This is a genomic window from Sphingomonas suaedae (assembly GCF_007833215.1).
Taxonomy (GTDB): Bacteria; Pseudomonadota; Alphaproteobacteria; order Sphingomonadales; family Sphingomonadaceae; genus Sphingomonas; species Sphingomonas suaedae.
On sequence record NZ_CP042239.1, the window covers coordinates 1,099,698 to 1,124,711 of the forward strand.

19 protein-coding genes, 1 other RNA gene and 1 pseudogene are annotated in these 25,014 nt (G+C 66.8%); 7 read left to right on the plus strand and 14 right to left on the minus strand.

Annotated features, from left to right (window positions below):
- Window positions 1-4: 4 nt before the first annotated feature.
- Window positions 5-1,519, plus strand: coding sequence for an anthranilate synthase component I (gene trpE / locus FPZ54_RS05320; protein ID WP_145845533.1), 1,515 nt, complete (start codon window positions 5-7; stop codon window positions 1,517-1,519).
- A gap of 9 nt (window positions 1,520-1,528) precedes the next feature.
- Here the strand turns inward: trpE and FPZ54_RS05325 are convergent, their stop codons facing one another.
- The gene (locus FPZ54_RS05325) at window positions 1,529-1,948 is read right to left on the minus strand and encodes a hypothetical protein (protein WP_145845535.1); all 420 of its coding nucleotides are present in this window, start codon (window positions 1,946-1,948) and stop codon (window positions 1,529-1,531) included.
- 145 nt (window positions 1,949-2,093) lie between these two features.
- Here FPZ54_RS05325 and FPZ54_RS05330 point away from each other — a divergent pair, with 145 nt between their 5' ends.
- Window positions 2,094-3,677, plus strand: a complete 1,584-nt coding sequence (locus FPZ54_RS05330) for a class II 3-deoxy-7-phosphoheptulonate synthase (protein ID WP_145845537.1) — start codon at window positions 2,094-2,096, stop codon at window positions 3,675-3,677.
- 125 nt (window positions 3,678-3,802) lie between these two features.
- On the opposite strand, the gene FPZ54_RS05335 is transcribed toward FPZ54_RS05330, so the two are convergent.
- The 10 genes and pseudogenes from FPZ54_RS05335 to FPZ54_RS05380 all read right to left on the minus strand — a co-directional run bounded on the left by FPZ54_RS05335 (window position 3,803) and on the right by FPZ54_RS05380 (window position 17,305).
- Entirely contained in the window at window positions 3,803-8,350 is a 4,548-nt protein-coding gene (locus tag FPZ54_RS05335) for a CHAT domain-containing protein (RefSeq protein ID WP_145845539.1), read from the minus strand.
- A gap of 71 nt (window positions 8,351-8,421) precedes the next feature.
- An RNA gene (gene rnpB / locus FPZ54_RS05340) (RNase P RNA component class A) lies at window positions 8,422-8,818 on the minus strand.
- 16 nt (window positions 8,819-8,834) lie between these two features.
- Window positions 8,835-9,473 (minus strand): DUF2306 domain-containing protein, encoded by a 639-nt coding sequence (locus tag FPZ54_RS05345; protein WP_145845540.1) that lies wholly within the window; start codon window positions 9,471-9,473, stop codon window positions 8,835-8,837.
- On the minus strand, window positions 9,470-9,883 hold the full coding sequence (locus tag FPZ54_RS05350) for a hypothetical protein (protein WP_422396558.1): 414 nt from the start codon (window positions 9,881-9,883) through the stop codon (window positions 9,470-9,472). The genes FPZ54_RS05345 and FPZ54_RS05350 overlap by 4 nt, the downstream gene beginning before the upstream one ends.
- A pseudogene (gene ilvD / locus FPZ54_RS05355) lies at window positions 9,864-11,581 on the minus strand (dihydroxy-acid dehydratase). Before ilvD ends, FPZ54_RS05350 begins: the two are co-directional and overlap by 20 nt.
- A 9-nt stretch (window positions 11,582-11,590) precedes the next feature.
- Window positions 11,591-12,322, minus strand: a complete 732-nt coding sequence (locus FPZ54_RS05360; RefSeq protein ID WP_145845541.1) for an N-formylglutamate amidohydrolase — start codon at window positions 12,320-12,322, stop codon at window positions 11,591-11,593.
- Window positions 12,319-13,047, minus strand: coding sequence for an enoyl-CoA hydratase/isomerase family protein (locus FPZ54_RS05365; protein ID WP_145845543.1), 729 nt, complete (start codon window positions 13,045-13,047; stop codon window positions 12,319-12,321). The genes FPZ54_RS05360 and FPZ54_RS05365 overlap by 4 nt, the downstream gene beginning before the upstream one ends.
- 175 nt (window positions 13,048-13,222) lie before the next feature.
- Complete coding sequence (locus tag FPZ54_RS05370) at window positions 13,223-14,050, minus strand: 4-(cytidine 5'-diphospho)-2-C-methyl-D-erythritol kinase (RefSeq protein WP_145845545.1); 828 nt, start codon at window positions 14,048-14,050, stop codon at window positions 13,223-13,225.
- Complete coding sequence (locus FPZ54_RS05375; protein ID WP_239019720.1) at window positions 14,050-15,570, minus strand: tetratricopeptide repeat protein; 1,521 nt, start codon at window positions 15,568-15,570, stop codon at window positions 14,050-14,052. The genes FPZ54_RS05370 and FPZ54_RS05375 overlap by 1 nt, the downstream gene beginning before the upstream one ends.
- A gap of 73 nt (window positions 15,571-15,643) precedes the next feature.
- On the minus strand, window positions 15,644-17,305 hold the full coding sequence (locus FPZ54_RS05380; RefSeq protein WP_145845547.1) for an electron transfer flavoprotein-ubiquinone oxidoreductase: 1,662 nt from the start codon (window positions 17,303-17,305) through the stop codon (window positions 15,644-15,646).
- A 115-nt stretch (window positions 17,306-17,420) separates the two neighbouring features.
- Here FPZ54_RS05380 and FPZ54_RS05385 point away from each other — a divergent pair, with 115 nt between their 5' ends.
- The 3 genes from FPZ54_RS05385 to moaB are packed head-to-tail and all read left to right on the plus strand — an operon-like array spanning window position 17,421 to window position 20,438.
- Window positions 17,421-18,155, plus strand: a complete 735-nt coding sequence (locus tag FPZ54_RS05385; protein WP_145845549.1) for a uracil-DNA glycosylase family protein — start codon at window positions 17,421-17,423, stop codon at window positions 18,153-18,155.
- Complete coding sequence (locus FPZ54_RS05390; RefSeq protein WP_239019721.1) at window positions 18,152-19,924, plus strand: lytic transglycosylase domain-containing protein; 1,773 nt, start codon at window positions 18,152-18,154, stop codon at window positions 19,922-19,924. Before FPZ54_RS05385 ends, FPZ54_RS05390 begins: the two co-directional genes overlap by 4 nt.
- Window positions 19,914-20,438 carry a molybdenum cofactor biosynthesis protein B gene (gene moaB / locus FPZ54_RS05395; protein WP_145845551.1) on the plus strand — a complete coding sequence of 175 codons (525 nt, stop codon included), beginning with the start codon at window positions 19,914-19,916 and terminating at the stop codon, window positions 20,436-20,438. Before FPZ54_RS05390 ends, moaB begins: the two co-directional genes overlap by 11 nt.
- Here the strand turns inward: moaB and FPZ54_RS05400 are convergent.
- Complete coding sequence (locus tag FPZ54_RS05400) at window positions 20,428-21,780, minus strand: ATP-binding protein (RefSeq protein ID WP_145845553.1); 1,353 nt, start codon at window positions 21,778-21,780, stop codon at window positions 20,428-20,430. The two genes, moaB and FPZ54_RS05400, sit on opposite strands and share 11 nt — an antisense overlap.
- A complete protein-coding gene (locus FPZ54_RS05405; protein ID WP_239019722.1) occupies window positions 21,780-22,514 on the minus strand; it encodes a response regulator in 735 nt (244 codons plus the stop codon). Before FPZ54_RS05405 ends, FPZ54_RS05400 begins: the two co-directional genes overlap by 1 nt.
- A 156-nt stretch (window positions 22,515-22,670) precedes the next feature.
- Between FPZ54_RS05405 and FPZ54_RS05410 the strand changes: the two genes are divergently transcribed.
- Both FPZ54_RS05410 and FPZ54_RS05415 read left to right on the plus strand, forming a co-directional pair.
- Window positions 22,671-23,165: a hypothetical protein gene (locus tag FPZ54_RS05410; protein WP_239019723.1), complete on the plus strand. Its 495-nt coding sequence runs from the start codon at window positions 22,671-22,673 to the stop codon at window positions 23,163-23,165.
- A 68-nt stretch (window positions 23,166-23,233) separates the two neighbouring features.
- A complete protein-coding gene (locus FPZ54_RS05415; protein ID WP_145845554.1) occupies window positions 23,234-23,662 on the plus strand; it encodes an EF-hand domain-containing protein in 429 nt (142 codons plus the stop codon).
- 120 nt (window positions 23,663-23,782) lie between these two features.
- Here FPZ54_RS05415 and FPZ54_RS05420 read toward each other — a convergent pair whose 3' ends face one another.
- Window positions 23,783-24,988: an MFS transporter gene (locus FPZ54_RS05420; protein ID WP_145845556.1), complete on the minus strand. Its 1,206-nt coding sequence runs from the start codon at window positions 24,986-24,988 to the stop codon at window positions 23,783-23,785.
- Window positions 24,989-25,014: the final 26 nt, after the last annotated feature.

Consider the following 25,014-nt stretch of genomic DNA (forward strand, 5'->3'; position numbering starts at 1 on the left):
CGTCATGTCGGGCGGGGTCGAAGGGATCGATGCCGCCCGTGCGGCGCTTGGCGCGGGGAAACCCGCGCTGATCTGGCGCCGTCAGCTGGCGGATACCGACACGCCCGTCGCCGCTGCGCTCAAGCTGATCGAGCCAGGCCGCGGCGATTTCCTGCTGGAGTCGGTTGAGGGCGGCGCGGTGCGCGGTCGCCACAGCATGATCGGCCTCGCCCCCGATCTCGTCTTTCGGGCCGAAGGCGAAAAAGCTGAGATCAATGCCAACTGGCTCACCGACCGCGACGCCTTTCACCCCGCCGACGCTCCGACGCTCGACGCGTTACGCCGCCTCGTCGCCGACTGCCGGATGGAAGTGCCCGCCGAAATCCCCCGGGCCCTTGCCTGTCTGGTGGGCTATTTCGGCTATGAGACGATCGGCCTGGTCGAAACGCTGCCTCGCGCCGCCAACGATCCACTCGACCTGCCCGATATGATCTTTGTGCGGCCGACAGTGATCCTGATCTTCGACCGGCTGGCGGACTCGCTGTTCCTCGTCTCGCCAGTCTGGCCCGATCCCGCCCGCGACGCCGATGCGCTGATCGCCGCCGCCACCGACCGGATCGAGGCCACCGCAGCGCGCCTGTCCGCGGCCCCGCTGCCCCCGCGCGCGACCGCCGATGCGCTCGATATCGTACCGCAACCGACCGTGGCCGCCGATGACTATGCCGCACGGGTGCTGCGCGCCAAGGAATATATCACAGCAGGCGACATCTTTCAGGTCGTCCTTGCCCAGCGCTTCACCGCGCCGTTCACGCTGCCGCCGATCGAGCTGTATCGCGCGTTGCGCCGCGTGAACCCCTCGCCCTTCCTCTATTTCCTCGACCTTCCCGGATTCGCGCTCACCGGGTCGAGCCCCGAAATTCTGGTGCGCGTGCGCGATGGCGAGGTGACGATCCGCCCGATCGCCGGAACCCGCCCCCGCGGCAAGGACGCGGCGGAGGACGAAGCGAACCGCCTCAGCCTGCTTGCCGACGCGAAGGAGCGCGCCGAGCATCTCATGCTCCTCGACCTCGGCCGCAACGATACTGGCCGCGTGGCGCAGGCTGGATCGGTCAAGGTGACCGACAGCTACACCGTCGAATTCTACAGCCATGTCATGCACATCGTCTCGAACGTCGTGGGACGGCTGCGCCCCGATGCCGATGCGCTGGATGCGCTGTTCGCGGGCTTTCCCGCCGGGACGGTCAGCGGCGCGCCCAAGGTCCGCGCCTGCGAGATCATCGCCGAACTGGAGCGGGACCAGCGTGGCCCCTATGCGGGCGGAGTCGGCTATTTCTCCCCCGACGGATCGATGGACAGCTGCATCGTCCTGCGCACCGCGATCGTGAAGGACGGGACGATGCACGTCACCGCCGGTGCAGGCATCGTCGCGGACAGCGACCCGGTCTATGAGCAGCGCGAATGCGAGGCAAAGGCCGGTGCGCTGTTCGCCGCAGCGCGTGAAGCCATCGCACGCGCCAGCGAGCCCGGTTTCGGCCAGTAACCGACGGCGTCAGTCGTCATCTCCGCCGGGGATTGCCGCTTCCTCTTCCTTTTTGGCGCGCTGCTCCGCCTTCCATTGCTGGAGCATCCGGATCGTGCAACCGCTCTGGCCATAACTGCCGATTGGGGAACAGCTGCCGGGCAGCACCTGGCGGTTGACCTCGTCGACCAGCTCGGCGCGGCGTACCCAGCTCGTCCCGCCCGGCCCCGGTTCGGTCTTCCGCAGCGATTTGGGAATGCGATAGGGCGATTCGCCCGCCTTTGCGCAAACTACCACCTCGTCGGGTCCCTCCGCCTTGGGGCAGGTGTCGTCGCCATAGAGTAGCACACTGCGAACGCGCGTGGGTGGCGCGCCCGGCTCGCCCTCCGGCGCCTCCTGCGCAATTGCGGGCGCCGCAGACAGCACGGCAAGCATCAATAGGCGGGACATACGCAACTCCTTCGCGGCAGATATGGGTATCACACCCGCGCCGATGAAGCCGGGATGAACCGTTACGGCCGCACATAGCGCAATTACCCCGCCTGGGTTAATTTAGCTGTTGCGCAATCTTACCCAGCGGGGGTAAGGGCGGCGCATGACGACGTTAGCCGGTTCCAAAATCCGCCGCTTCCGCGAGGAACGCTCCCTCTCCCGTGCCGCTTTCGGCGCGTGGTTCGACACGCCCGGATCGACGGTTCAGGGCTGGGAGGAAGACGGCAAGCGCGCGTCGCCGGCCGTTCTCAACCAGATTGCGGCGAACGGAATCGCGCATCATCAGGACTGGTACGTCCATGTCCGTAACGTGGAGCAGGCCATGGACTGGAGCCCCGACAGCTGGACAAAGGCGGAAGCGCGCCAGTTGCCCGTTTACCCCGACGACGCCGCCCTGCGTTCCGCCACGGATCAACTCGCCAGCTTTCCCCCGCTCGTCTTTGCAGGGGAGGCGCGCGCCCTGACCCAGGAACTCGCCCGCGTGTCGCGCGGCGAGGCGTTCCTGCTTCAAGGCGGCGACTGCGCCGAGAGCTTCGCCGAATTCCACCCGAACAACATCCGCGACACCTTCCGCGTCATCCTCCAGATGGCGGTCGTGCTGACCTTCGCGTCAAAGCTCCCGACGGTGAAGCTGGGCCGCATGGCCGGGCAGTTCGCCAAGCCCCGTTCGGCTCCGACCGAGACGATCGACGGTGTCGAACTGCCCAGCTATCGCGGGGACATCGTCAACGACATCGCCTTCACCCCCGAAGCGCGCATCCCCGACCCCCAGCGGCTGATCCGCGGCTATACCCAGTCTGCCGCGACGCTGAACCTGCTGCGCGCCTTCGCCAGCGGCGGCTATGCCAATCTGCATCAGGTGCACAAGTGGACGCTCGACTTCATGGGCCGCAGTCCCTGGGCCAAGCGGTTCGAAGCGGTCGCCGACCGGATCGGGGAATCGCTCGAGTTCATGGAGGCGTGCGGGATCAACCCGGACACCGTGCCGCAGCTCAAGCGCACCGATTTCTACACCAGCCATGAGGCGCTGCTGCTCCCCTATGAGCAGGCGCTGACCCGGCAGGACAGCCTGACCGGCGACTGGTACGACACCAGCGCGCATTTCCTGTGGATCGGCGACCGCACGCGGTTCGACGGGTCGGCGCATGTCGAATTCCTGCGCGGCATCGGCAATCCGATCGGCATGAAATGCGGACCCAGCCTGGAGCCGGACGCGTTGCTGCGCCTGCTCGACACGCTCAACCCGACGCGCACGCCGGGCCGTATGACTCTCATCACCCGCTACGGCCATGACAAGATCGAGGACGGACTCCCCAAGCTGGTCCGCGCGGTAAAGCGCGAGGGGCATCCGGTGGTGTGGAGCTGCGACCCGATGCACGGCAATGTCGTCAAGGCAGCGAACGGCTACAAAACGCGTCCGTTCGACCGCATTCTCGACGAAGTGCGCGGGTTCTTCGCCGTGCATCGTGCCGAGGGGACCTATGCCGGCGGCATCCATGCCGAGATGACGGGACAGAATGTCACCGAATGTACCGGCGGCATGATCGACGTCAGCGAGCATGATCTGGCCGACCGCTACCACACCCATTGCGACCCCCGCCTCAACGCGGGGCAGAGCATCGAACTGGCGTTCCTGCTGGCGGAAATGCTCAACGACGAGATGGCGGAGCGGCGCAAGGCGGCTTAAGGGCGCCTTCAGTCAGGCGGCACCGGCCCGCTCCCCCGCCCGGCCACCCAACTTTAGTATCCTATGGGTGGCCGGGCGGGGAAGCGGGCCGGTGCCGCTTCAGCGCAGCTGAATACACCGAATCGCTACTGCCAATTGCCCAGCAATGTGAACGGCGCCCAGTAAAAGGGGTGGGCATAGCCCGTCACCGCCGGACCCTTTGGCTTGCCGGGCTGCGGCTTCAGCCTGCCGCGATCGGCACCGGTACCGCCCTGGGCGCCCATCAGCGCGATCTGGGCCTGGCGCAGCGCTTCGGCCTTGCTCGTGTCGCCCTTGGCATGGATCGCGTAGAAGCGCTGCATCAGCACTGCGGTGGACTCGTCCGCGACCGACCAGAGCGATGCAAGCACCGCCGACGCACCGGCCTTTTGCGCCAGTTCTGCCAGGCTTGCATCGACCTCGGACCCGTTCTGGTTGCTTCCCGGAACGCCCGTCTGACAGGCAGAAAGCGCCAGCAGATCGACATCGATCGCAGTGAAGCTGCCGTCGCGGATGAACTCGGTGAGCGGGAGTTCGTGTCCCGTGCCGAGCAGCAGGAACGACTTGTCCGCGCTCGACGGGTCGAGCGAGAAATGCGACGCGATATGGATCACGCGATAGCCGCCCGCCATCGCAGTCCCCAGTGCCGCGCGGTCGAACGCGGTGTCGAGCTTGACCACGCCGGGCAACACCCCGGTCGCCGCCCCGTCCGTGCGCACGATACCGGTCAATTCCGCAGGCACCGCGGGCAATGGACTGAGGCCCGCACCGCCCTGGCTGGCGCCCAACGCCGCGACCTGCCATCCTTCTGCATCCGACGGCCCCGTCTGGACCTCGTCGATCGAGCGGAACAAACTAAAGGCATAGCGCTTGGCGAGCCAATCCTTGCCGTCGTGCAGCGCGGCCATCGGCAGATAGCGCAGTGCATCGTCCAGCGAGAGCATGACCTGGGTAATCCCCGCCGCGCGCAACGCCTTGTCCACCGGTTCGAACGCCGCCTGATAAAGCCGCGATGCGGGGTCAGTGATAAACACAGCCTGGTCGCTGATCGCCTGGCGATAGAGACCGATATCCTTGCGCAGCGCCGTGATATCGACCGGTACGACGATCGATTTCTGGTAATTTGCAGTCGTCAGCAGCCAGTGAATGCGATCGGGCAATACGACCGCGTGCAGCGCCGCCACATCCTTGCCCAGCCGTCGAACGGTGCTGATGAGCCGCGGCTGAATCGACGCGACGCGATCGGCCTTCTCCTCCTGGTCCGGGGTCTTGGCGGCATCCAGCCCCGCGACTGCATCGGCCAGATCGCCCAGTTCGCCGCGAAACGCCGTCTGCGCGGCACCCAGTGCGGTCGTCGCCGCGCCCAGTTCCCTTTGCTGTTCGGGAGTCAGCGTCCCCTGGCGTTGCAAGGCGATCAGACGATCACGCGCTGCCCCGGCCTGCACCAGCGCTGCCGTCGCAGCGTCGAATGCGGCCATGCTCTGCGTCTGCTGGGCGTCGAGCGGCATCCGGTCGAACGCCTCGCCCTCGCGCCGCTTGTCGCGGGTGTAGTTGTAGCTCTCGAAATCCTTGAGCATCGCCAGCACATGCTCGGCCTCGCCGAACCGGCCCATCTCCATGAAGATGCCCGCCAGATAGCGATAGCGATCCTGATGCACGCGGATGAAGCATTCGCGGATCGAGGGATCGAGGTCCGAAATCCGCTTGCGCGCATCCTGCAGTTTGTTGACCGCCACCTTGGCGAAGAACAGCGCCGCCTCGGGCCGCCCCCCGCCATTGGCTTCCTTTGCCGCGCTCGACCAGTGACACGAGGATTCGATCAGCGCGAAATAATTGTCACGGCTCCCGAACCGCGCCTGGATCGCAGATTCCTTGATCGCCAGCGAGCGGACCTTGGTCGCCAGATACTGGTCCATCTTGCCGTACAGGAGATAATGCTCCTCCAGCCCGCGAAACCCTTCGAAGATCGCATATTCGGAGCCATTCTCGACCGCCGCGTCCAGATCCTTCTTGAGGGCGGCCTCGCGTACCTCGAAGCTCGGCGCCGCGCTCAGCCCCGGCGTCTCCGGTCCGATCGGCAGAGGCGTAAAGCCCTCGATCCGCGTCAGGCACTTGATCGTCGCCTGCACGCCACAGGCCTCCTGCCATTTCTTCGCGTCGTCGCTGCCACGGCGAACCGCTTCGGCAAGCCAATAGCGCGTCTGTTTGAGATCGGGCTTCATACCCCAGCCGAGCGCCGAAGCGCGGGCCATCGCGACCGCCCCGCCGGCCCAGCCGGAGCCTGCGGCATGGCGAAACCAGCGCAGCGCCATGTCCGGGTCCTTCGCCACCCCCGATCCGTGCAGATACGCTTCGCCGACCGCGACGCGTGCGCTATAATCGCCGCAATGCACGGCCCAGTGCAGCAGGCGCATCGCCTCCTTGGGATTTGCCTTGGTCCCGTCGCCCGCCAGGTACATGCGCGCCAGCAGCACCGCATTGGCATAGCTCGACGACGCCGCACGTTGCATCCATTCGAACGCCTGCACCGGATCAGGGGCCGGCGCTCCCGCACGCTCCGCCTCGGTAAACTCGAGATCACCCTTATAATAGAGCGCGAGACTCAGCGCCGCATAACCCTCGCCCCGGCGATACGCCTCCTCCCATGCGCGAACAGCCTTGAGCGCACTCTTTTCGACGCCAAAGCCTTTGAGGTGGAGATAGCCGATCGCGCGCTGGGCGTCGGCCGATCCGCGTTCGGCGGCGATCTCGAACCATTTCATCGCCGCCGCGACATCGCCCTTGCCCTCATTGAGCAGGAGCCAGGCATATTTGGCCGCCGGCTCCTTCATCCCCAGTTCGGCGAGCTGGCGGAACAGCGCGATATGGCTCTGGTCGCCATTGAAATTACAGGTCGGCGGGTTGTCGAACGCCGCCAGGAACGTCTTTTGGCGCTCTTCGGACAGCGCCTTGAATTGGTCCGTGGTCGCATAGCGGGCCAGCTCGCGTAGCGCAGCCTCCTGCAACTGCAGGTCGACCATCAGCTTGAGCTGATATTCCTTCGACACCGACGGGTCGCTGGCGGCGCGCGCATATTGCACGGCGAGTCCGAATTGCTGCCGCGACAGCGTGCCCTTTTGCAAAGATTTTGCGACCTCAGTCAAAAGCGCAGGATCGGTCTCACGCGCGATCTTTTCCTGCCACACATCGGTATCGATCTTGAGGCCCGCCTGTTCGATCAGTGGCCCGGGGTGGGCCAATGCTGCGATCGCCCAGCCCTCCCGCTTGTCCGCAGCATCCGTCAGGATTTTCAGTGCCTCTGCCCGCCCGGCATCGCCCGGCCCATCTCGCAGGATAACCTCGACCAGCGGCCGCCCGGTATCCTCGACTCCTTCGGCATAAGCGCGCGCGTAATATTTGCGCGCCGCCTTGAGGTCCATCGGGACAAGCTTGCCCTCCGAAAACACATCGGCGGCGACAGCCGCGAAGTCGGGATCGTCCAGCGCGGCCATCTTGTGGTACCATTCGACCGCAGCAGGATTGTCGCTCGGCACCCCCGTGAATTCGCTCGATGCCAGGCCGAATGCGAGCTTGCGCATCCCGTTCCCGTTGCCCGCTTCGGCCGCCTTGCGATACCATTCGCGCCCGGCAGCCTCGTCGCGCGGCATTCCCTTGCCGTTGGTCGCCATGTCGCCCAGCGCGACCATCGCGTCGTCATCGCCTTCGTCTGCCGCCTTTCGGAACCAGGCGATTGCCATCTGATTGTCGCGCTCGAGCCCGATGCCGTCGCGATAATAGGTACCCAGCCGTCGCATCGCACCGGTCTGGTCGCGATCGACGGCAAGGCGGACGAAATCAGCCGCAGTCTTTTCGTCCTTGGGGCCGCCGCGCCCGGTCTGGAGCATCACCGCCAGATTTTCCGCGCCCCATCCCGATCCGCGATCCGATGCGATCCGGTAAAGCCGCCGCGCCTCAGCCTCATCCTTGGGGCCGCCCTGCCCCCTCTCGGCCATATAGCCCAGCGCCGCGACCGAATCGTCGTCGCCCATGTCCATCGCGCGCTGGTACCATTTGCGCGCCTGGGCAAAGTCCTTCGCAACGCCGTGGCGACCGAAACGATAGAGGTCGCCCAAATCCTTGGCAGCACCCGCATTGCCCAGATCGGCGGCGCGCGCGTAGAGCGACAGCCCAGCCTTCGGTTCAGGCGACGTGCCGACACCCTTCATATAATATTCGGCGAGCCGCCCGACGATCCAGACGTAACGGCTTTTCTCGCCAGCGCGTGCATAGGCGAACGCGCGCGCCGGATCCTTCGCCACGCCATCGCCCAGTTCGTACATCGACGCCAGCGTGTTTGCCGCCTGCATACTGCCCGCTGCTGCGGCGCGCTCGATCAGCGGGAAGGCCTCCTTGCCCTCGCCCGCCTTGGTGAGCGCGCGACCGAGATTGGCCATTACCTCCGCGTCGCCAGGAGATTTGGCGAGGGCGCGACGGCACAGTTCGATCGCGCGTTCGACGACGATCTCGTCGTAAGTCTTGCCGGTGGCGTCATCCGGGGTCGGCAACCGGGCTTCCTGCGCGCACATGTTTCCGAGTTCGCCGTCCCGCGCCTCGGCAGGGGTGGAAATCAGGGCCACGAGCGATACGCCCGCGCTGAACAGGATGCCGCGTGTCATTGGTCTCGCCTCCGTCCCCTTATCCCCCAGGGGGCAAGGCGCTGACAAGCCCTGCCTTTCAGACGAAATGAGTTGCCAGAGGGCCTATAAGCCGGGTTCTGTCCACGCGGCCCTTTCCCCAAGGGGAGGTGCGCGCGATAGGCGACCATTCCTCTAGGCCCGCACTTGCGTGGGGGCTCAAGCAATCAACCCGGGCCGCGAGGCGGAACTCCCCATATGCGGCCCCTATTCGATCTTGCTCCCGGTGGGGTTTGCCGTGCCGCTTCCGTTGCCGGTCGCGCGGTGCGCTCTTGCCGCACCCTTTCACCCTTGCCCTCAGCCCGAAGACCAGTGAGCGGTCTGCTCTCTGTGGCACTTTCCCTGACCCCGGCGAACCGGGACCGCCGGGCGTTACCCGGCACCGTGTTTCCGTGGAGCCCGGACTTTCCTCGGTATGCTTGCGCATAACGCGGCCGCCCGGCCCTCTGGCCTTGCTGCGATAGGACTAATCAGGGCGACGCGCAAATAGCGGTTTTGCCGCCGGCCACCACGAAAGCCATGCCTCCACCACCAACAGCGGCAGCACGAAACTCAGCCACCCCCGCGTCGCCGCACGCAGTTCGATGTTTTCGACAAACCCAAGCAACAGCCCGTCCCCAGCAGCCATCATCCGCACCCAGACGAACGACAGCGCCAGCGCTGTCGCGCGGGTCACGAAGCCGCGATGCAGGTCGAACCGCCGCAGCCGCGCCGCCTGCCACGCGATCAGCACGAAGCCGATCCACACAAGCGCGAACAGCGTCAGCGGCACCTGCGTCTCCGGCGTCGCGATCGTGCGCCCGAGATGGACTGCAAACACACCGGCGAGCAGCGAGGCGGCGAGATAGAACCGTCCCAGCACGCGATGAAGCACCGGCCAGCGCGTCCGCAACGTCGCGGCAAACTGGAGCGGCGCGATCAGCAGCACGGGGATGGCGAGCGCGACATGCGCGAAATACCAGACGCATCGCCCCCACAGCGTCTCTCCCGCCGGAGCCTCCCGCGCGGCGATAAAGCGGAAGGAATCGGTCAGGAACCATGCCGCCGCGATCGCGACGACCAGCCAGAACACCGCCCAGCCCGATCGCCGCGCCGCGACGCTCACTGACGCTGCTGGCCTTTTACGGTCGCGGGAAGGCGGTAGCGGACATCATCGATCGCGACCTCGATCGCATCCGGCGCGATCACGGTGACCACAGCCTCCCGCGCCCCGTCCCCCGCGATCACGCCGCGTCCATCCTTCGTCACGCGCAGCCGATGGAAGCCGCCATCGGGATGACGGATGGTGAGCATCAGCCCGTCCTGTGTCTGGACCCGGTCGATCGTGCAGCGCGTCGCGAAATCGCCCGTGCCGCCCAACGCACAGGGGATACGCCCTTCCGCCGCCGCGCGCTTTTCCATCGCGCGCGCCGCCTCGGCCCGTTCGGCCTTGGTCTGAACCTGCGGACGGTCGCAGGCGGCGAGCGCAAACAACGCTACCGCCGCCGCGGTGAGTTCAGATATCCGCAAAGACATGCGTTTCGGACTTTGCCCCCGGATGCGTTACCGCGCCCTTATAAGCAGGTCCGACATTCTGCGCATAGCGCCACAATGCGCCCGACTGATAGTCGTTGACGCGCGGCCGCCACTTTGCGCGGCGCGCCGCCAGCACATCCTCAGGCACGTCGAGATCGATCGTCCCCGCTTCGGCGTCGATGCGGATCGTGTCGCCATCCTCGACCAGCGCGATCGGCCCGCCCTCGGCCGCTTCCGGCCCGACATGGCCGATGCAGAAGCCACGCGTGCCGCCCGAAAAGCGACCATCGGTGATCAGCGCGACCTTCTCGCCGAGGCCCAGGCCATAGAGCGCCGCGGTGGTCGACAGCATTTCGCGCATCCCCGGGCCGCCCTTGGGGCCTTCGTAGCGGATGATGACGACCTCGCCCTCGCGGATCGAGCGCGCCTCCACGGCGGCAAAGGCGTCCTCCTCGCAATCGAAGCAGCGCGCCGGGCCTTCGAACTGGAGCCGGTGCATCCCCGCGACCTTCACGATCGCGCCATCTGGCGCCAGGCTGCCGCGCAGGCCGACGACACCGCCGGTCGGGGTGATCGGCGTCTTGACGTCATAGATGACCTTCTGGTCGGGGTTCCACGTCACCTGATCGATATTCTCGCCCAGCGTGCGGCCGGTGACGGTCATGCAGTTGCCGTCGAGCAGATCGTTCGCCAGCATCGTCTTCATCAGCATGTAGACGCCGCCCGCCTCGTACATGTCCTTCGCGACATATTTTCCACCGGGTTTCAGGTCGGCGATGTAAGGCGTTGATTTGAATATCTCGGCGACGTCGAACAGGTCGAACTCAATCCCCGCCTCGCTCGCCATCGCGGGCAGGTGAAGCGCACCGTTGGTCGACCCCCCGGTGGCCGCGACGATGCGCGCAGCGTTGACGAACGCCTCGCGCGTGCAGATGTCGCGCGGACGGATATTGCGCTCGATGAGCTCCATCACCTGATAGCCCGCCGCGATCGCGATCTGCTCGCGGCTGCTATAGGGCGCCGGCACCATGTTGCTGTTGGGCAGCGACAGGCCGATCGCCTCGCCGACGCACGCCATGGTGTTGGCGGTGAACTGGCCGCCGCACGCGCCATGACCCGGGCAGGCGACCTTCTCGAGCGCATGGACCTCGCTGATCGGACAGGTGCCCGCCGCGAACTTGCCGACCACCTCGAACACGTCGACGACGGTGACGTCGCGCTCTTCGTACCGGGCAGGATCGATCCGCCATAGACGAAGATCGACGGGATATTGAGGCGCAGCATCGCCATCATCATCCCCGGCAGCGACTTGTCGCATCCAGCAAACCCGACCAGCGCGTCATAGCAATGGCCGCGCACCGAAAGCTCGACCGAATCGGCGATCACCTCGCGGCTGACCAGCGAGGATTTCATCCCCTGATGCCCCATTGCGATGCCGTCCGTCACGGTGATCGTGTTGAACCGGCGCGGCATCCCGCCATTGTCGATCACGCCCTTGCGCGCGGCATCGGCCTGCATGTCCAGCGTCGTGTTGCACGGAGCGCTGTCATTGCCCGCGCTGGCGAGCGCGACGAAGGGGCGGGCGATTTCCTCTTCGCTCAGGCCCATTGCGTAATAATAGCTGCGGTGTGGCGCGCGCTCGGGGCCGACGGAGACGTGGCGCGACGGCAGGCGGGACTTGTCGAAACGGTTGGTCATGGCCACCGCCTATGTCGCCGCAGGCCGCTCCTGCGCAAGGTGATTGCGCACATCTGATACCAGTTTTGCGAGAATTTCACACCAACGCGCCACCCCCGCATCGTCGGCGATCAGATCGTTGCGGATCTCGATCCCCAGATAGGGCGTTCCGCCCGCCTCCGCATGACGATTCATCGTCGCGTTCAGGATGCGTCCCGAATAGGGTTCATTGTCCCCGGTCACGATTCCAGCCTCGCGCAACAGCCTGACCGCGACATTGGCGGCGCGCGCGTCGCGATTGTAGAGGATACCCGCCTCCCAGGGACGTGGTTCGTCGATCCCGCTTTCCAGCTCGGGCGTGAAGCTGTGGATCGCGACGATCAGCGCCGGGCGCCGAGTCCGGACGGTTCGCGCGATCTGCGCGTGATAAGGGGCGAAGAAGCGTGCGATGCGTTCGTCCCGATCCGCATCCTCGTTGCCGGGGATGGCATGGCCGTCGCTCGCCCGAACGATCAGCCCCAGCGCATCGGGCTCTCTATTGAAGTCGATAACCAGCCTTGAGACCGCCGCTAGGATCGCGGGCGCCTCCAGCCGCCCGGCAAGCGCCTCGGCCAGCGGCCCCGCACCGATATCGATCGCGATATGCTTGACGAGCAGCGCCGGATTGATCCCCAGATCGATATCCGCCGGCACCGCGTTCGATGCATGATCGCACAGGATCAGCACATCGCTCGCACCCTCGATGCAGCGATAGGGGGTCATCTTTTGCCCTTCAGAAATGCCGCGAGCCGCTCGGCAAATGCGGCCGAACCGAACGCATCCTCAAACGCCTGATCGTGGCTGGACGCACCGGAATCGCGCAAGACGGATTTGAGCAGTCGAACCGCGCCGGGATCGTTTGCGGCAATGGCGCGCGCAATCTCCCGCGCCACCGGCTCGGCGTGGGGCGCCCGGCGATGCGCCAGCCCGATGCGCAATGCCGCGTCCGCATCGATCCGCTCCCCGGTGAACAGCATCGCCGCCGCCTGTCCCGCGCCAATCCGTGCCTTCAATCGCGCGACGTCGACCGCCGGATAGCCGATGCCGAGCTTCGCGGGCGTGGTCGCGAACACTGCCCCGTCGCCCGCGACAACGATATCGCACGCCAGCGTCAGCGCCACCGCTGCGCCGAAACATCCGCCATCGACTGCCGCAATTACCGGCATTGGCAGCGCCGCCACCGCCCCGATCCCGCGCGCCATCGCAACGCGGAAGCGGGTGCGCAGCGCCGGATCGTCGATCAGGTCTCGAAATTCGGTGAGGTCCGCGCCTGCGGAGAAGCTTCCAGGCATCGCCGACCGAAGAATGGCGGCGGCGGCATCGCCAGCACCGATTCCTGCTGCGGCAGCCGCCAGTGCATCCCATGCAGCGATGGAAATGGCGTTGCGGGCGCCACCGCGATCCAATGTCAGCAGAGCAAGCGGACCGTCCCGCTCGGACCGAATCACTGCCGCCCCCGATCGGGGGGATGGCGCCCGCCCGAAGACGGGGGCCACCCACGGGCGTCTCGCTCCCGGCGCCTGACCCGCAGCAACGGCGCAGCAAGAACGGGGCCAGTTGCCCCGCCCCACCTGCACGCAACGCCCGGCATCGCGCGCCGAGCCAGAATGGCACAGCCCTCTGTCACGCGAGTTCCGTTTCGAGACACCACCAGCCCGGCTCCGCTTCCCCGATGTCGCGCGCCGCCGCCGCACGCGCCGCCACTGTATCGAACAGCGCAAAACAGGTCGCCCCCGATCCGGACATGCGCGCAAGTGCCACGCCCGGCGCATCGGAGAGTCGCGCCAGCACGGCATCGACCACGGGCGCGAGTGCGCGTGCCGACGCCTCCAGATCGTTGCGCCCAACCCGTGCGGCGTTGAGCGCATCCCCGGAGGGAAGCGCCCCGCGATCCACGCCGTCCCAGCGCTTGAACACCGCCGCAGTCGCTACCGCGACCCCCGGATTGACCAGCAGCACCGGCACGCCCGGCGCACCAGCGATCGGGGCAAGCCGCTCGCCGCGCCCGGTGCCGATCGCGGTACACCCCAACAGACACGCCGGAACGTCCGATCCCAGCCCATCCGCCACCGCGAACAACCGCGGATCGTCGGTCGGCACGCCTTCGCGCCGCGCCAGCAGGCGCAGCATCGCGGCGGCATCCGCCGATCCGCCACCCAGTCCCGATGCGACCGGCAGGTTCTTCTGGAGTGTGATCCGCCCCGGCGTCGTCACCCCGAACGCTGCGCCGAACGCATCGCGCGCGCGGGTCACCAGATTGTCGCCCTCCCCCGCCAGACCCGCCGCAAACGGCCCCTCGACCGCGAACCCGTCGCCATAGCCGTCCAGCCGCACTTCATCGCCGTGCTTCACGAACGCGAACAGCGTCTCCAGCTCATGATAGCCGTCGTCCCGCCGCCGCCGCACATGCAGCGCCAGGTTGAGCTTCGCCGGCGCAGGCTCTCGGTCGATCAGTTTGCCGCCGTCCTTTGCACCAGGCCATCGGCCAGCTTGGTCGTCAGCCGACCTTTTTGCTCACCCTCGGCATAGAGTGCCGCGGCGCGCCAGGCATAGCGCGCCTCGAACCGGCGGCCGGCTTTCCAATAGGCGTCACCCAGATGCTCGTTGATCGTGGCGCTCGACGGTTGGCCCTGCGCCGCGCGTTCGAGCAGTGGGAGCGCCTTCGCCACATCGCCGCTACGATAATAGCCCCAGCCGAGCGAGTCGGTGATCGCGGGGTCGTCGGGACGCAACCGGCTCGCCCGCTCCAGCAACGCCACCGCTTCGGCCAGATTCTCGCCCCGCTCGACCTGCGCATAGCCAAGATAGTTGAGCGCGACCGGCTGTTCCGGCGCCAGTTCGACGGCCTTGCGCAAATGCGGCAGCGCCGCCTGCCATTCGCCCGATCGCTCCAGCGATCCGCCAAGCTGAAGGTGATGGATCCAGGTCGCGGCATCGCCGACGCGATCCACCACCTGCTGATAGACTTTCGCGGCATCCCCGTCGCGCCCAAGGTCAGACAGACCGTCGGCATAGCGCTGAAGATCGCGAACATCCGCGTCGCGCCGCGTGGCAAGGCCCTGCGCCAGCGCCAGCGCGCGTTCGGGCGCGCCCTGTTCCCGCAGCATTCCCACCCGTTCGGCCAGTGCGGCACTGTAGAAGGGGCTGGCGGCCTTGATCGTATCGAGCACCATGATCGCACGATCGAACGCCCGCTCGCCCGCCAATGCAGCGGCGAGCAGCAATTTCGCACGATCGTCACCCGGATCCAGCATCAAGGCGGAGCGGGTCAGCAGAATCGACAGTGCCTGTGTCTCCTGCCCCGACAGGTCGGCGGCGAGCCGGGTCAGCAACCGGCTGGTCCCGAATGCCGCACCCGGTCGTCCCTTGCGCAGCCCGTCGCGCAGCGCGGTCATCACCGGATCGTCGCCCGACAGCACGTCGCGCGCGATCCGGCGCTGGCCCGTTCCGGTCAGCAGGGTCGCGGCGTTCCAGCGCAAATCGACACTGCCCGGGTCGGCGCCGACCGCCGCCTGCAGCGCAGCGACGCCCTCATCCAGCCGCTTGGAGGCGATCAACAATAGTGCGCGATGTTCGGCGATATAGCGGCGACCGAGGCCGCTTTCACCGGCACTGTCGAGGAGGGGAAACGGATCGGCGCCCCGGTCGAATGCCAGCCAGGCGCGAAGCACGGGTGCAAGAAAATCGAGCGGCCCGGCGCCGATCTTGCCCAGTGCATCATCGGCGCGGGCCCGGTCGCGCGCCCGCACGGCATCTGCGAATTCGAGGATCGCCGTATCCGCAGGCGCAACGCCCGATCGGACCAGCACTGCCGCGGCCCGCCGGGCGAGCGCGATATCGCCGGCCGCCAGCGCGTTGCGATAGGCGCGGATCGCCACCACCTCGTCGCCGGGCGCGGCCGCCAGTACCGCCGCATAGCCCGCCGCCGCTACGTCCACCGCGCCATCGGCGGCGGCGGCACGCGCCTTCACATATTCGCCAAGATCGGCATGAGCGACGCCGGGCAGCGAAGCCGCCAGGGCCGCCAGCGGCAGAGCGAGATGCTTACATATTGGGATAATTCGGACCTCCGCCGCCCTCCGGGACGACCCAATTGATGTTCTGCGTCGGGTCCTTGATGTCACAGGTCTTGCAGTGGACGCAATTCTGCGCGTTGATGACGAAGCGGGGATCACCCTCTTCCTCACCGACGATCTCATAGACTCCCGCCGGGCAGTAACGCTGTGCCGGCTCATCATACATCGGCAGGTCGTATTCGACCGGGATGTCGGGGTCCTTCAGCGTCAGATGGACCGGCTGGTCCTCCTCGTGATTGGTGTTCGACAGGAACACCGACGAGAGCCTGTCGAAGGTCAGCACGCCGTCGGGCTTGGGATAGGCGATCGGCTGGACCAGATCCTTGCGCCACAGGCTTTCGTGGTCGGGCTTGTGCCCCAGCGTGAAGGGCATTTTGAGACCCCAGCTCTCAAGGAACATGGTGACGTTGGCCAGACCCGATCCGACCAGGTCTCCGAACTTCTTGACCAGCGGCACCACGTTGCGGACGATGCTCAGCTCCTTGTAGAGCCAGCTCGCCTCGAACGCCTGCGGATAGGCGGTCAGCTCGTCGCTTGAGCGATCGGCTGCGACCGCGGCAAACGCCGCCTCGGCCGCCAGCATCCCGCTCTTCATCGCGCCATGGGTACCCTTGATCCGCGGCACGTTGAGGAATCCCGCGCTATCGCCGATCAGCGCACCGCCGGGGAAGACCAGCTTGGGAATCGCCTGCAACCCGCCATCGCTGATCGCCCGCGCGCCATAGCTGACCCGCTTGCCGCCCTTCAGGATCTCGGCGATCGCCGGGTGGGTCTTCCAGCGCTGCATCTCTTGGAACGGCGAGAGATAGGGATTCGAATAGTTGAGCCAGGTCACGAAGCCCAATGCCACCTGCCCGTTCGCCTGATGATACAGGAACCCGCCGCCATTCGAGCCTTCGGTCTCGCTCAGCGGCCAGCCCTGAGTGTGGATCACCCGGCCCGGCTCGTGCAGCTCGGGGTCGATGTCCCACAATTCCTTGACGCCCAGCCCGTAGATTTGCGGCTCGACGCCTTCGCATAGCCCGAATTGGCGCTGGATTTGCTTTGAGAGATGCCCGCGCACCCCCTCGCCGAAAAAGGTGTAGCGCGCATGGAGTTCGAGGCCCGGTTGATAATCGGGCTTGCGGGTCCCGTCGCGCGCTACGCCCATGTCGCCGGTCGCGACGCCCTTTACCGATCCGTCGTCATTGTAGAGAATCTCGGCTGCAGCAAATCCAGGGAAAATCTCGACCCCCAGCGCCTCGGCCTGTTCGGCGAGCCAGCGGCAAAGGCTGCCCAGGCTCCCGGTATAGGTTCCTTCATTGTGCATGAATTTGGGCGTGATGAAGTGCGGGATCGACCACTTGCCCTTCTTGGCGAGCAGCCAGTGCTGGTTGTCGGTCACCGGCACCTGCGCCAGCGGACAGCCCTGGTCGCGCCAGTCGGGCAGCAGTTCGTCCAGCGCCTTGGGATCGATCACCGCACCCGACAGGATGTGCGCCCCGACCTCTGAGCCCTTTTCGAGGATGCAGACGCCCAATTCGCGGCCCGCTTCATTCGCCAGCTGCTTCAGCCGGATCGCCGCCGCAAGGCCCGCCGGCCCCGCGCCCACGATCACGATGTCATAAGGCATCGACTCGCGTTCGCTCACTTCCTGTCTCCCATCGGAACAGCACCGTAACACGTCGTCGCACGCCCGGCGCATTCTGTCCCTGCCCCGATGAAGGTAGATTGACGGTGGCGTCAAGGCATGACTCTGTGGGCCCATGGGTATTGAGGGGGCAACCGACTGGCGGGCCGAAGCGGCGAGCGCACTGATATGGTGGCGCGACGCAGGGGTAGATGTGCTCGTCGAGGATGCGCCGCGCGACTGGACCGCCCGTCCCGCTGCGGCGGTCAAGGACGAGCCGATGCGCGGTCCCGTGCGGGCCGAGCCGGAACCCGAAGCCCCCCTCCCCGCCACGCTCGACGCCTTTCTCGACTGGCGCTTCGGTGCCGGGGCGCCCGAGGCGGTGCCGGGCGAACCACTGGTGCCCCCGGAAGGCGATCCGGCGTCGCCGCTGATGGTCGTCACCGATCTTCCCGAATTCGACGGTGGCAACCCCGCCCTGCTGGCTGGCGCAGCGGGCGCGTTGTTCGACCGCATCCTCGCCGCGATCGGCCAATCGCGCGACTCGATATACCTTGTGCCGCTCTGCGCCGTCCGGCCGATTACCGGACAGGTCCCGCGCGAACTGGAGGAAAGACTGGGCGAATTGCTGCGTCATCACGTCGGGCTGACAACGCCCGCCCGACTGCTTCTGCTCGGCCAATCGGCCAGCCGTGCGATTCTCGGGACCGGCCCCGCGCGCGGGCGTGACGGTTTAACGCCCTTTAACCATTCGGGCGGACAATCGCTTGCAGTCGCCACTTTCCATCCGCGCTTTCTGCTGAACAAGCCGGCGGCAAAGGCGGATGTTTGGAAGGATCTACAATTATTGATCGAAGGGCAGAGCCAGTGAGTGCGCGTATCCTGCTAGCCGCTTTTGCACTGATGATCCCGGCGGTGGGCCATGCCGCCGACGACCGGGCCACCAATTACGACCGTCGGGCATCGGGCGAAGGCGTCCCCGCCCAGCTCGATCGTGAAGATCGCGAAGCCTATCGCGCCGTCTTCGCCGCGATCCGGGAATCGCGCTGGGCCGATGCCCAGATCAAGCTCGATGCGATGCGTCCGGGCCTGCTTCACGCGACCGCCCGCGCCGAACTCTATCTCGCCAAGGGATCGCCCCGGGTCGAGTTGCCCCAGATCATGGCGCTGCTCGGCGACGCAGCGCAACTGCCCCAGGCAGAGCAACTGACCCGCCTTGCCAAGCTGCGCGGTGCGACCGAACTTCCCGTCTTGCCCGCAGCGCAGCGAATGATCTGGCACGACGGCGCCCCGATCCGCAAACGCTACCGCTCGTCCAGCGCCGACGCCGCCGCCGCTCAGGTGGCAAGCGCGATGGTTCCGCTGATCAAGGCCGACGATGCGTCGGGCGCCGAATCGCTCGTCGAAAGCCGTTCCGCCGATCTCGATCCCGAAACGCTGACCGAATGGCGCCAGCGCGTCGCGTGGATGTATTATACCGTCGGCCGCGACGCCGATGCGCGCCGCGTCGCCGCAGTCGCACAGGCCGGATCGGGCGAATTCGCGCCACTTGCCGACTGGGTCCAGGGCCTTGCCGCATGGCGTCAGAATGACTGCGCGGCGGCTCAAACCGCGTTCACCGCAGTCGCGCAGCGTTCGACCGACACCGAAAAGCGCACTGCGGGACTCTATTGGGCGGCGCGTGCAGATATGGCATGCGGGCGCCCCGATCTGGTCAGCGCCCGGCTCCAGAGCGCGGCCCAGCATAGTGAAACCTTTTACGGGATGCTCGCGCGTCAGGCGCTTGGCATCCGCGAAACCCCGTCACAGACCGAAAAGTTCGTCGCCGCCGACTGGAAAGCGCTCGAACGCCGCCCCAACGTCCGTGTCGCCGCCGCGCTTACCGAGATTGGCGAGGACGCCCTCGCATCTGAGGTCATCAAGCATCAGGCTCGGATCGGCGACGCGCGCGACCATGCCTCGCTCACCCGACTTGCCGGGCGACTCGACCTGCCCGCGACCCAGCTCTGGCTGACGCACAACTGCCCGGTCGGCGCCCGCCCGATCAACGAGGCGCGCTATCCCGCCCCCGACTGGACGCCCGACGGCGGCTGGCGCGTCGACAAGGCGCTGGTCTATGCCCATGCGCTTCAGGAATCGAAGTTCGATCCACGCGTGCAGAGCCCGGCCGGTGCCTATGGCCTGATGCAGATCATGCCCGCCGCGGCGACGGACATCGCCCGCAAGCGCGGCGTCTCCATCGATCGCGCGGACCTGTCGCGCCCCTCGACCAATATCGAGGTCGGCCAGTCCTATATCGAACAGTTGCGCGACCAGCCCTTCACCGGAGGGCTGCTGCCCAAGGTGATCGCCGCCTACAATGCCGGCCCCACCCCGGTCGCTGCCTGGAACAGCCAGGTCCGCGACAAGGGCGACCCGCTGCTCTACATCGAGAGCATCCCCTATTGGGAGACGCGCGGCTATGTGATGATCGTGCTGCGCAACTATTGGATGTATGAAAAAAATGCGGGGCGTGAGAGCGTCAGCCGCGCGGCGATCAGCCAGGGGCTCTGGCCCAAGGTGCCGGGGACCAATGGCGCGGCGGCGGTGCGGATGACTGCCTCGGTGCCGGACGACGAGCGCGTCGCCGGTGCCAATTGACGAGAGTATACCGTTCCGGCCCGTCCGGATCGCGGTGCTCACCGTCTCCGACACGCGGACGCTCGCGGACGACCGGTCGGGCGACACGCTCGTCGCACGACTGACCGACGCGGGCCATATCCTCGCCGACCGCGCGATCGTCCATGACGATCCCGAGGCGATCGTCGGTAAGCTCCACGCCTGGATCGACGACGAACGGGTGGATTGCATCATCACTACCGGCGGCACCGGTGTTACCGGGCGCGACGTGACCCCCGAAGCGCTGGGACGGGTCGCCGACAAGATGATCCCCGGGTTCGGCGAGCTGTTCCGCTGGCTCAGCTATGCCAAGATCGGCACCTCGACGATACAGTCGCGCGCCACCGCCTGCGTTGCGCGCGGGACCTATATCTTCGCGCTTCCGGGTTCGACCGGCGCGGTCAAGGACGGCTGGGACGACATCCTCGCTGCCCAACTCGACATCCGCCATCGCCCCTGCAATTTCGTCGAGCTGATGCCGCGGCTCAGCGAATAGCCTCGCCGCCATAGTGCAGTGTTACCTTGAGACCACCACCGCGCCGGTTGGCGAAGCGCACCTCGGCCGCATCGCGCGCCGCCAATGCCTTGACGATCGCCAGCCCCAGACCGGCTCCGCCGCTCTCCCGGTCACGCGACGGGTCGAGCCGCGCAAAGGGCTCGCCAAGGCGTGCCAGCGCCGCTTCGGGAAGCCCCGGACCGTCATCCTCCACGGATAGCAGGACCCCGTCGCCCTCCTCCCGCACGGTGACCCGGACTTCGCTGCCGTGGCGAAGGCCGTTGTCGATCAGATTCGACAGAATGCGCCGCACTCCGACGCGCCGGGCAAGCACAAGCGGGACCGCACCACCATCGACCATGACCTTCTCACCCAGTTCGCACCGTTCGGTAACCAGTTCGTCCGCCACCGCGCGCAGATCGACCGGCTCCGCAGGTGTCTCCCGCCCATCCCGGCCCGACGCCAGGATCAGCGTGTCGTCGAGCAGCCCGGCCATCTCGTCCAGATCGCGGTTCGCGCGCATCTGCTGGTCCGGATCGCCGATGAACTCGCTGCGCAGCCGCAGCCGCGTGAGATAGGTTCGCATGTCGTGCGCGATCGCAGCCAGCATGGCCGTGCGCTGGTCGATCAGGCCGATGATGCGCCGCTTCATCTCGTTGAGCGCCGCGGCGACGGCGCGCACTTCGCGCGGCCCTTCCTCGGGCAGGTCGGGCGCGTGGGTGGCCGCACTGAATCCGCGAACCCCGCGTGCCAGCCGGACTAGCGGCCCGGTGGTTCGCCGCACCGCGATCAGCAACACGGCGAGCAAGATCAGCCCGCCGACCGCCCCAACGATCGATCGGCCCCGCAAATAGCGCCGCAACGTGGCGGACGGCCTGCTGTCAAACACGAGATAGCGTCCGTCCGACAGGCGCACCGCGACGTTCACCGGCGCCAGCAGCCGCGCGGAACGGGGACGGTTGCCGAGCAACCGACGCAGCAACGACCCCGATCCCCAGACCACGACCTCCCGACCCGGCAGCACGGATCGATAGCGACCGGCGAGGTCGCGCAGATCCGCATCCCCATCCCGGTCTTTGGTCGGCGGGAGCGCGTCGGCGAGCGCGCTATGGTAGAGCGACTGATCGAACAACGCGATCACAGCCAGGCGGTCGGCGGCAGGGGTCCGTTCGATCGCAGCGACCATCGTCCGCACCTCATCGGGCCGCGGCAGGCTGTAGGGGCGCCGCGTATCGGCGCTGCCGGGCAGGGTGACCGAACTTGCGATCAAAAGCTGGAGCAGCACGAATCCGCCCAGCAGGATCGCGGCGATGCGAAGCGAGAGGTTTGCGCCGATCGACATCAGCCGCGCTCGACCGGCGCGGTGAACTGATACCCGCCGCCGCGGATCGTCTTGATGAGCGTCCCTCCGCCCGGATGCGCGTGCAGCTTGCGCCGCAGCCGGCCGAGCTGGACGTCGATCGCGCGGTCGAACGGACCGGCGCTACGCCCGCGTGTCCAGTCGAGCAGCTGGTCGCGATTGAGCACGCGCAACGGATGCCGCACCAGCGCCAGTAACAGGTCGAACTCGCCCCCGGTCAGCTCGACGCTCTTGCCCTCCGGCGTATGCAATGATCGCGCCCCACTATCGATCATCCACCCGGCGAAGCGCCAGCGTTCGGGCGGCGCGGAAACCCCGATGCGATTGGCATCCCGCGTGCGGCGCAGGATCGCCCGGACCCGGGCGATCAGTTCGCGCGGGTTGAAGGGCTTGGGCAGATAATCGTCGGCGCCGATCTCAAGCCCGACGATCCGGTCGATATCGTCGCTCCGCGCGGTGACCATGAGCACCGGCGTGTCCGCTGCCGCGCGGATGCGCCGGCACAGGCTGAAGCCGTCCTCACCCGGCAGCATGACGTCGAGGATGGCGAGGTCGATGCGCTGCCGCTCGGCAAGCCGGTCGTAATCCGACGCGGTCCGACACCCGACCGCCACGAACCCCTCGCGATCGAGCAGGCCCATGACGAGTGCGCGAATCTCGTTGTCGTCCTCCACAACGGCGATGCAGCTGGCGTCCATCCGGCCAATCTTGCCCATCGATACACCCTTGCGCCAGTCGAAGGAGCGCGCGGTTACACTTCGTTACCGTTCGTCACTGTGGAGACGCACCCTCATTACAGCTTTGCGGCAAAAGCCTTTCCACCGGCTCCCCCGGCCGGTCCCCATGTACCACTGCGTAAAAGGACCCAGAGCATGTTGTTGAAGCACCTCCTCCCCTTGGCCGCGCTCGCCGCATCGACCGCGGCGATCACCCTCCCCGCCACCCCCGCAGAGGCTCAAGTCCGCCGCGGCAAGGTCGTCAGCGTTCAGACGCCCTATCGCGGTTATGTCCGCGGCAGCCGGGTCGAGCGTGGCCCGGGCTACCGCTCGGTCGATCGCGGTGTCCGCACCCGGTCGGGTCGCGGCGCCTACAGCTCGACAGATGCGAGCTGGGGTCCCGGCTATTATAACCGTGACACGACCCGCCAGACTCGTTCCGGCTATGGCCATAGCGTCTCGCGAGACGCCAATTGGGGCGATGGCCGCTATCAGGGCGGCCGGACCGTCACGACCAACGCCGGCAACAGCTTCGGTCGCTCGACCGTCGTGACAGGCAATGGCGATGGCACCGCCAATTATGACTATAACCGCACACGCCGCGACGGATCGACCGTTTCGCACTCGGGAACCGTCGGTCCCCGCCCGTAAACGCCTTGGCGGGGCCGCGCCTTGATCCGCGCGGCCTCGCGCGTCGACCGTTGAAAATGGAGAATCACATGCATCCCTTGGCCAGCTTTGCGGGGTTCGCGCTGCTCCTCGCCGCTACTCCAGCCAACGCCCAGCGCTTCGGTGGCGCCGAGATGTTCGATCGCGCCGACGTCAATAATGACGGCGTGATCACCCGCGCCGAATATGACGCATCGCGCCGCGCCCGTTTCGAACAAATGGACAAGAATGAGGACGGCTATATCAGCAAGAATGATTTCAAGCGGCTGCGCTTCGCCCCGGCAAAGGCGCGCGACCGGATCGACTCGCTGATCCGCGCTGCGGACGCGAATGGCGACGGCCGCATCAGCCGCGCCGAAATGGTGGATGGCCCCGCACCGCTGTTCGACCGCGCCGATACCAATGGCGACGACCGGCTCGACCGCAACGAGGTCGCGGCAGCCAAGGCGCGAATGGCGGAGATGAAGAAGAACCGCTGACCGCCGGGCGTCACCCGCACCAGCTGAGCGCGGCGCCGAGCGCGACATCGGCGCCGGCGCGCTGCCACAGCCACCATCCCCCCGCCAGAACGAGTGCGAGCGCAACGAAGGCGACGCCCTTCACGCGCTCGCCTCCATCCGCATCCGTGCAACCGGCCGCTCCGAAATCGGCAGATGCAGCAGCGCCGCGATCAGCCCCAGCGCGACCGAGGCGACCCAGATGCTGTCATAGCTGCCCGTCCAGTCGAACATCAGCCCCGCCAACCACGCGCCAAAGAAGCTCCCGACCTGGTGCCCCAGGAACACGATGCCATAGAGCGTCGAGAGGTAGCGCATCCCGAAAATCTGCCCCACCAGCCCACTCGTCAGCGGCACCGTGCCGAGCCACAGAAACCCCATGGCCGCCGCGAACATCAACGCACTCGCCGGGGTCAGCGGCGCGATCAGGAAGGCAACCATCACCACGCTGCGCAACGCATAGAGCGCGGCGAGCAGCCCCTTCTTGCTCCACCGGTCGCCCCACATGCCGAACAGATAGGATCCGAAGATATTGAACAGCCCGACCAGCGCCAGCGCATTGGCCCCGATCGCCAGCCCCAGCCCCTTGTCGGTCAGATAGGCGGGGAAATGCGTCGCGATGAACGCGACATGGAAGCCACAGACAAAGAATCCCGCATTGAGCAGCCAGAAATTGCGATTGCCAGATGCTTCGCGCAACGCCTGCGCCATCGATTGCTCCGGCACACCGCTACGCTGCGCCGCCGCTGCGGGTTTGCCCGCGACGCCGATCGCCAGCACCAGCATCACCGCGATCAGACCCGCCAGTGCGACCAGCGCCATCCGCCAGCCCAGTTCACCGATCAGCAATTGCCCCGCCGGCACCACCAGAAACTGGCCGAGCGATCCCCCTGCGGTGACGATACCGAAAGCCATGCCGCGCTTCTCGGGAAGGACCACGCGTCCCACCGCACCCAACACGACGACAAAGGTCGTCGCCGACAACGCCATTCCGACCATCAGGCCAAAGGACAGGTGCAACCCGAGCGCGCTGCTCGCCATCGATGCCGCGACGAGTCCGGCAGCGTAGAGCAGCGTTCCGCCCGCCACGACGCGCCCCGCCCCGTGGCGGTCGCCAAGCGCGCCGACAAATGGCTGAACCAGCCCGAACAGCAAATTCTGGAGCGCCAGCGCCAGTCCGAAACTCGACCGGCCGATGCCGAGGTCCGTGCTCATGTCCGGCAGGAACAGTCCGAACGCCTGACGTACGCCCATCGCCAGCGTCACGATCGCCGCCGCGCAGAAGATGACGACCGGTACGCGCTTCATGGGACACTCCACCCGTTGCGGGGCAC

Excerpts from the sequence above, each read along its gene's own strand:
- trpE (WP_145845533.1), top strand. The coding sequence starts at position 5 with ATGTCGGGCGGGGTCGAAGGGATCGATGCCGCCCGTGCGGCGCTTGGC.
- FPZ54_RS05325 (WP_145845535.1), bottom strand. The coding sequence starts at position 1,948 with ATGTCCCGCCTATTGATGCTTGCCGTGCTGTCTGCGGCGCCCGCAATT.
- FPZ54_RS05330 (WP_145845537.1), top strand. The coding sequence starts at position 2,094 with ATGACGACGTTAGCCGGTTCCAAAATCCGCCGCTTCCGCGAGGAACGC.
- FPZ54_RS05335 (WP_145845539.1), bottom strand. The coding sequence starts at position 8,350 with ATGACACGCGGCATCCTGTTCAGCGCGGGCGTATCGCTCGTGGCCCTG.
- FPZ54_RS05350 (WP_422396558.1), bottom strand. The coding sequence starts at position 9,883 with ATGTCTTTGCGGATATCTGAACTCACCGCGGCGGCGGTAGCGTTGTTT.
- FPZ54_RS05360 (WP_145845541.1), bottom strand. The coding sequence starts at position 12,322 with ATGACCCCCTATCGCTGCATCGAGGGTGCGAGCGATGTGCTGATCCTG.
- FPZ54_RS05385 (WP_145845549.1), top strand. The coding sequence starts at position 17,421 with ATGGGTATTGAGGGGGCAACCGACTGGCGGGCCGAAGCGGCGAGCGCA.
- FPZ54_RS05400 (WP_145845553.1), bottom strand. The coding sequence starts at position 21,780 with ATGTCGATCGGCGCAAACCTCTCGCTTCGCATCGCCGCGATCCTGCTG.
- FPZ54_RS05405 (WP_239019722.1), bottom strand. The coding sequence starts at position 22,514 with ATGGGCAAGATTGGCCGGATGGACGCCAGCTGCATCGCCGTTGTGGAG.
- FPZ54_RS05410 (WP_239019723.1), top strand. The coding sequence starts at position 22,671 with ATGTTGTTGAAGCACCTCCTCCCCTTGGCCGCGCTCGCCGCATCGACC.
- FPZ54_RS05415 (WP_145845554.1), top strand. The coding sequence starts at position 23,234 with ATGCATCCCTTGGCCAGCTTTGCGGGGTTCGCGCTGCTCCTCGCCGCT.
- FPZ54_RS05420 (WP_145845556.1), bottom strand. The coding sequence starts at position 24,988 with ATGAAGCGCGTACCGGTCGTCATCTTCTGCGCGGCGGCGATCGTGACG.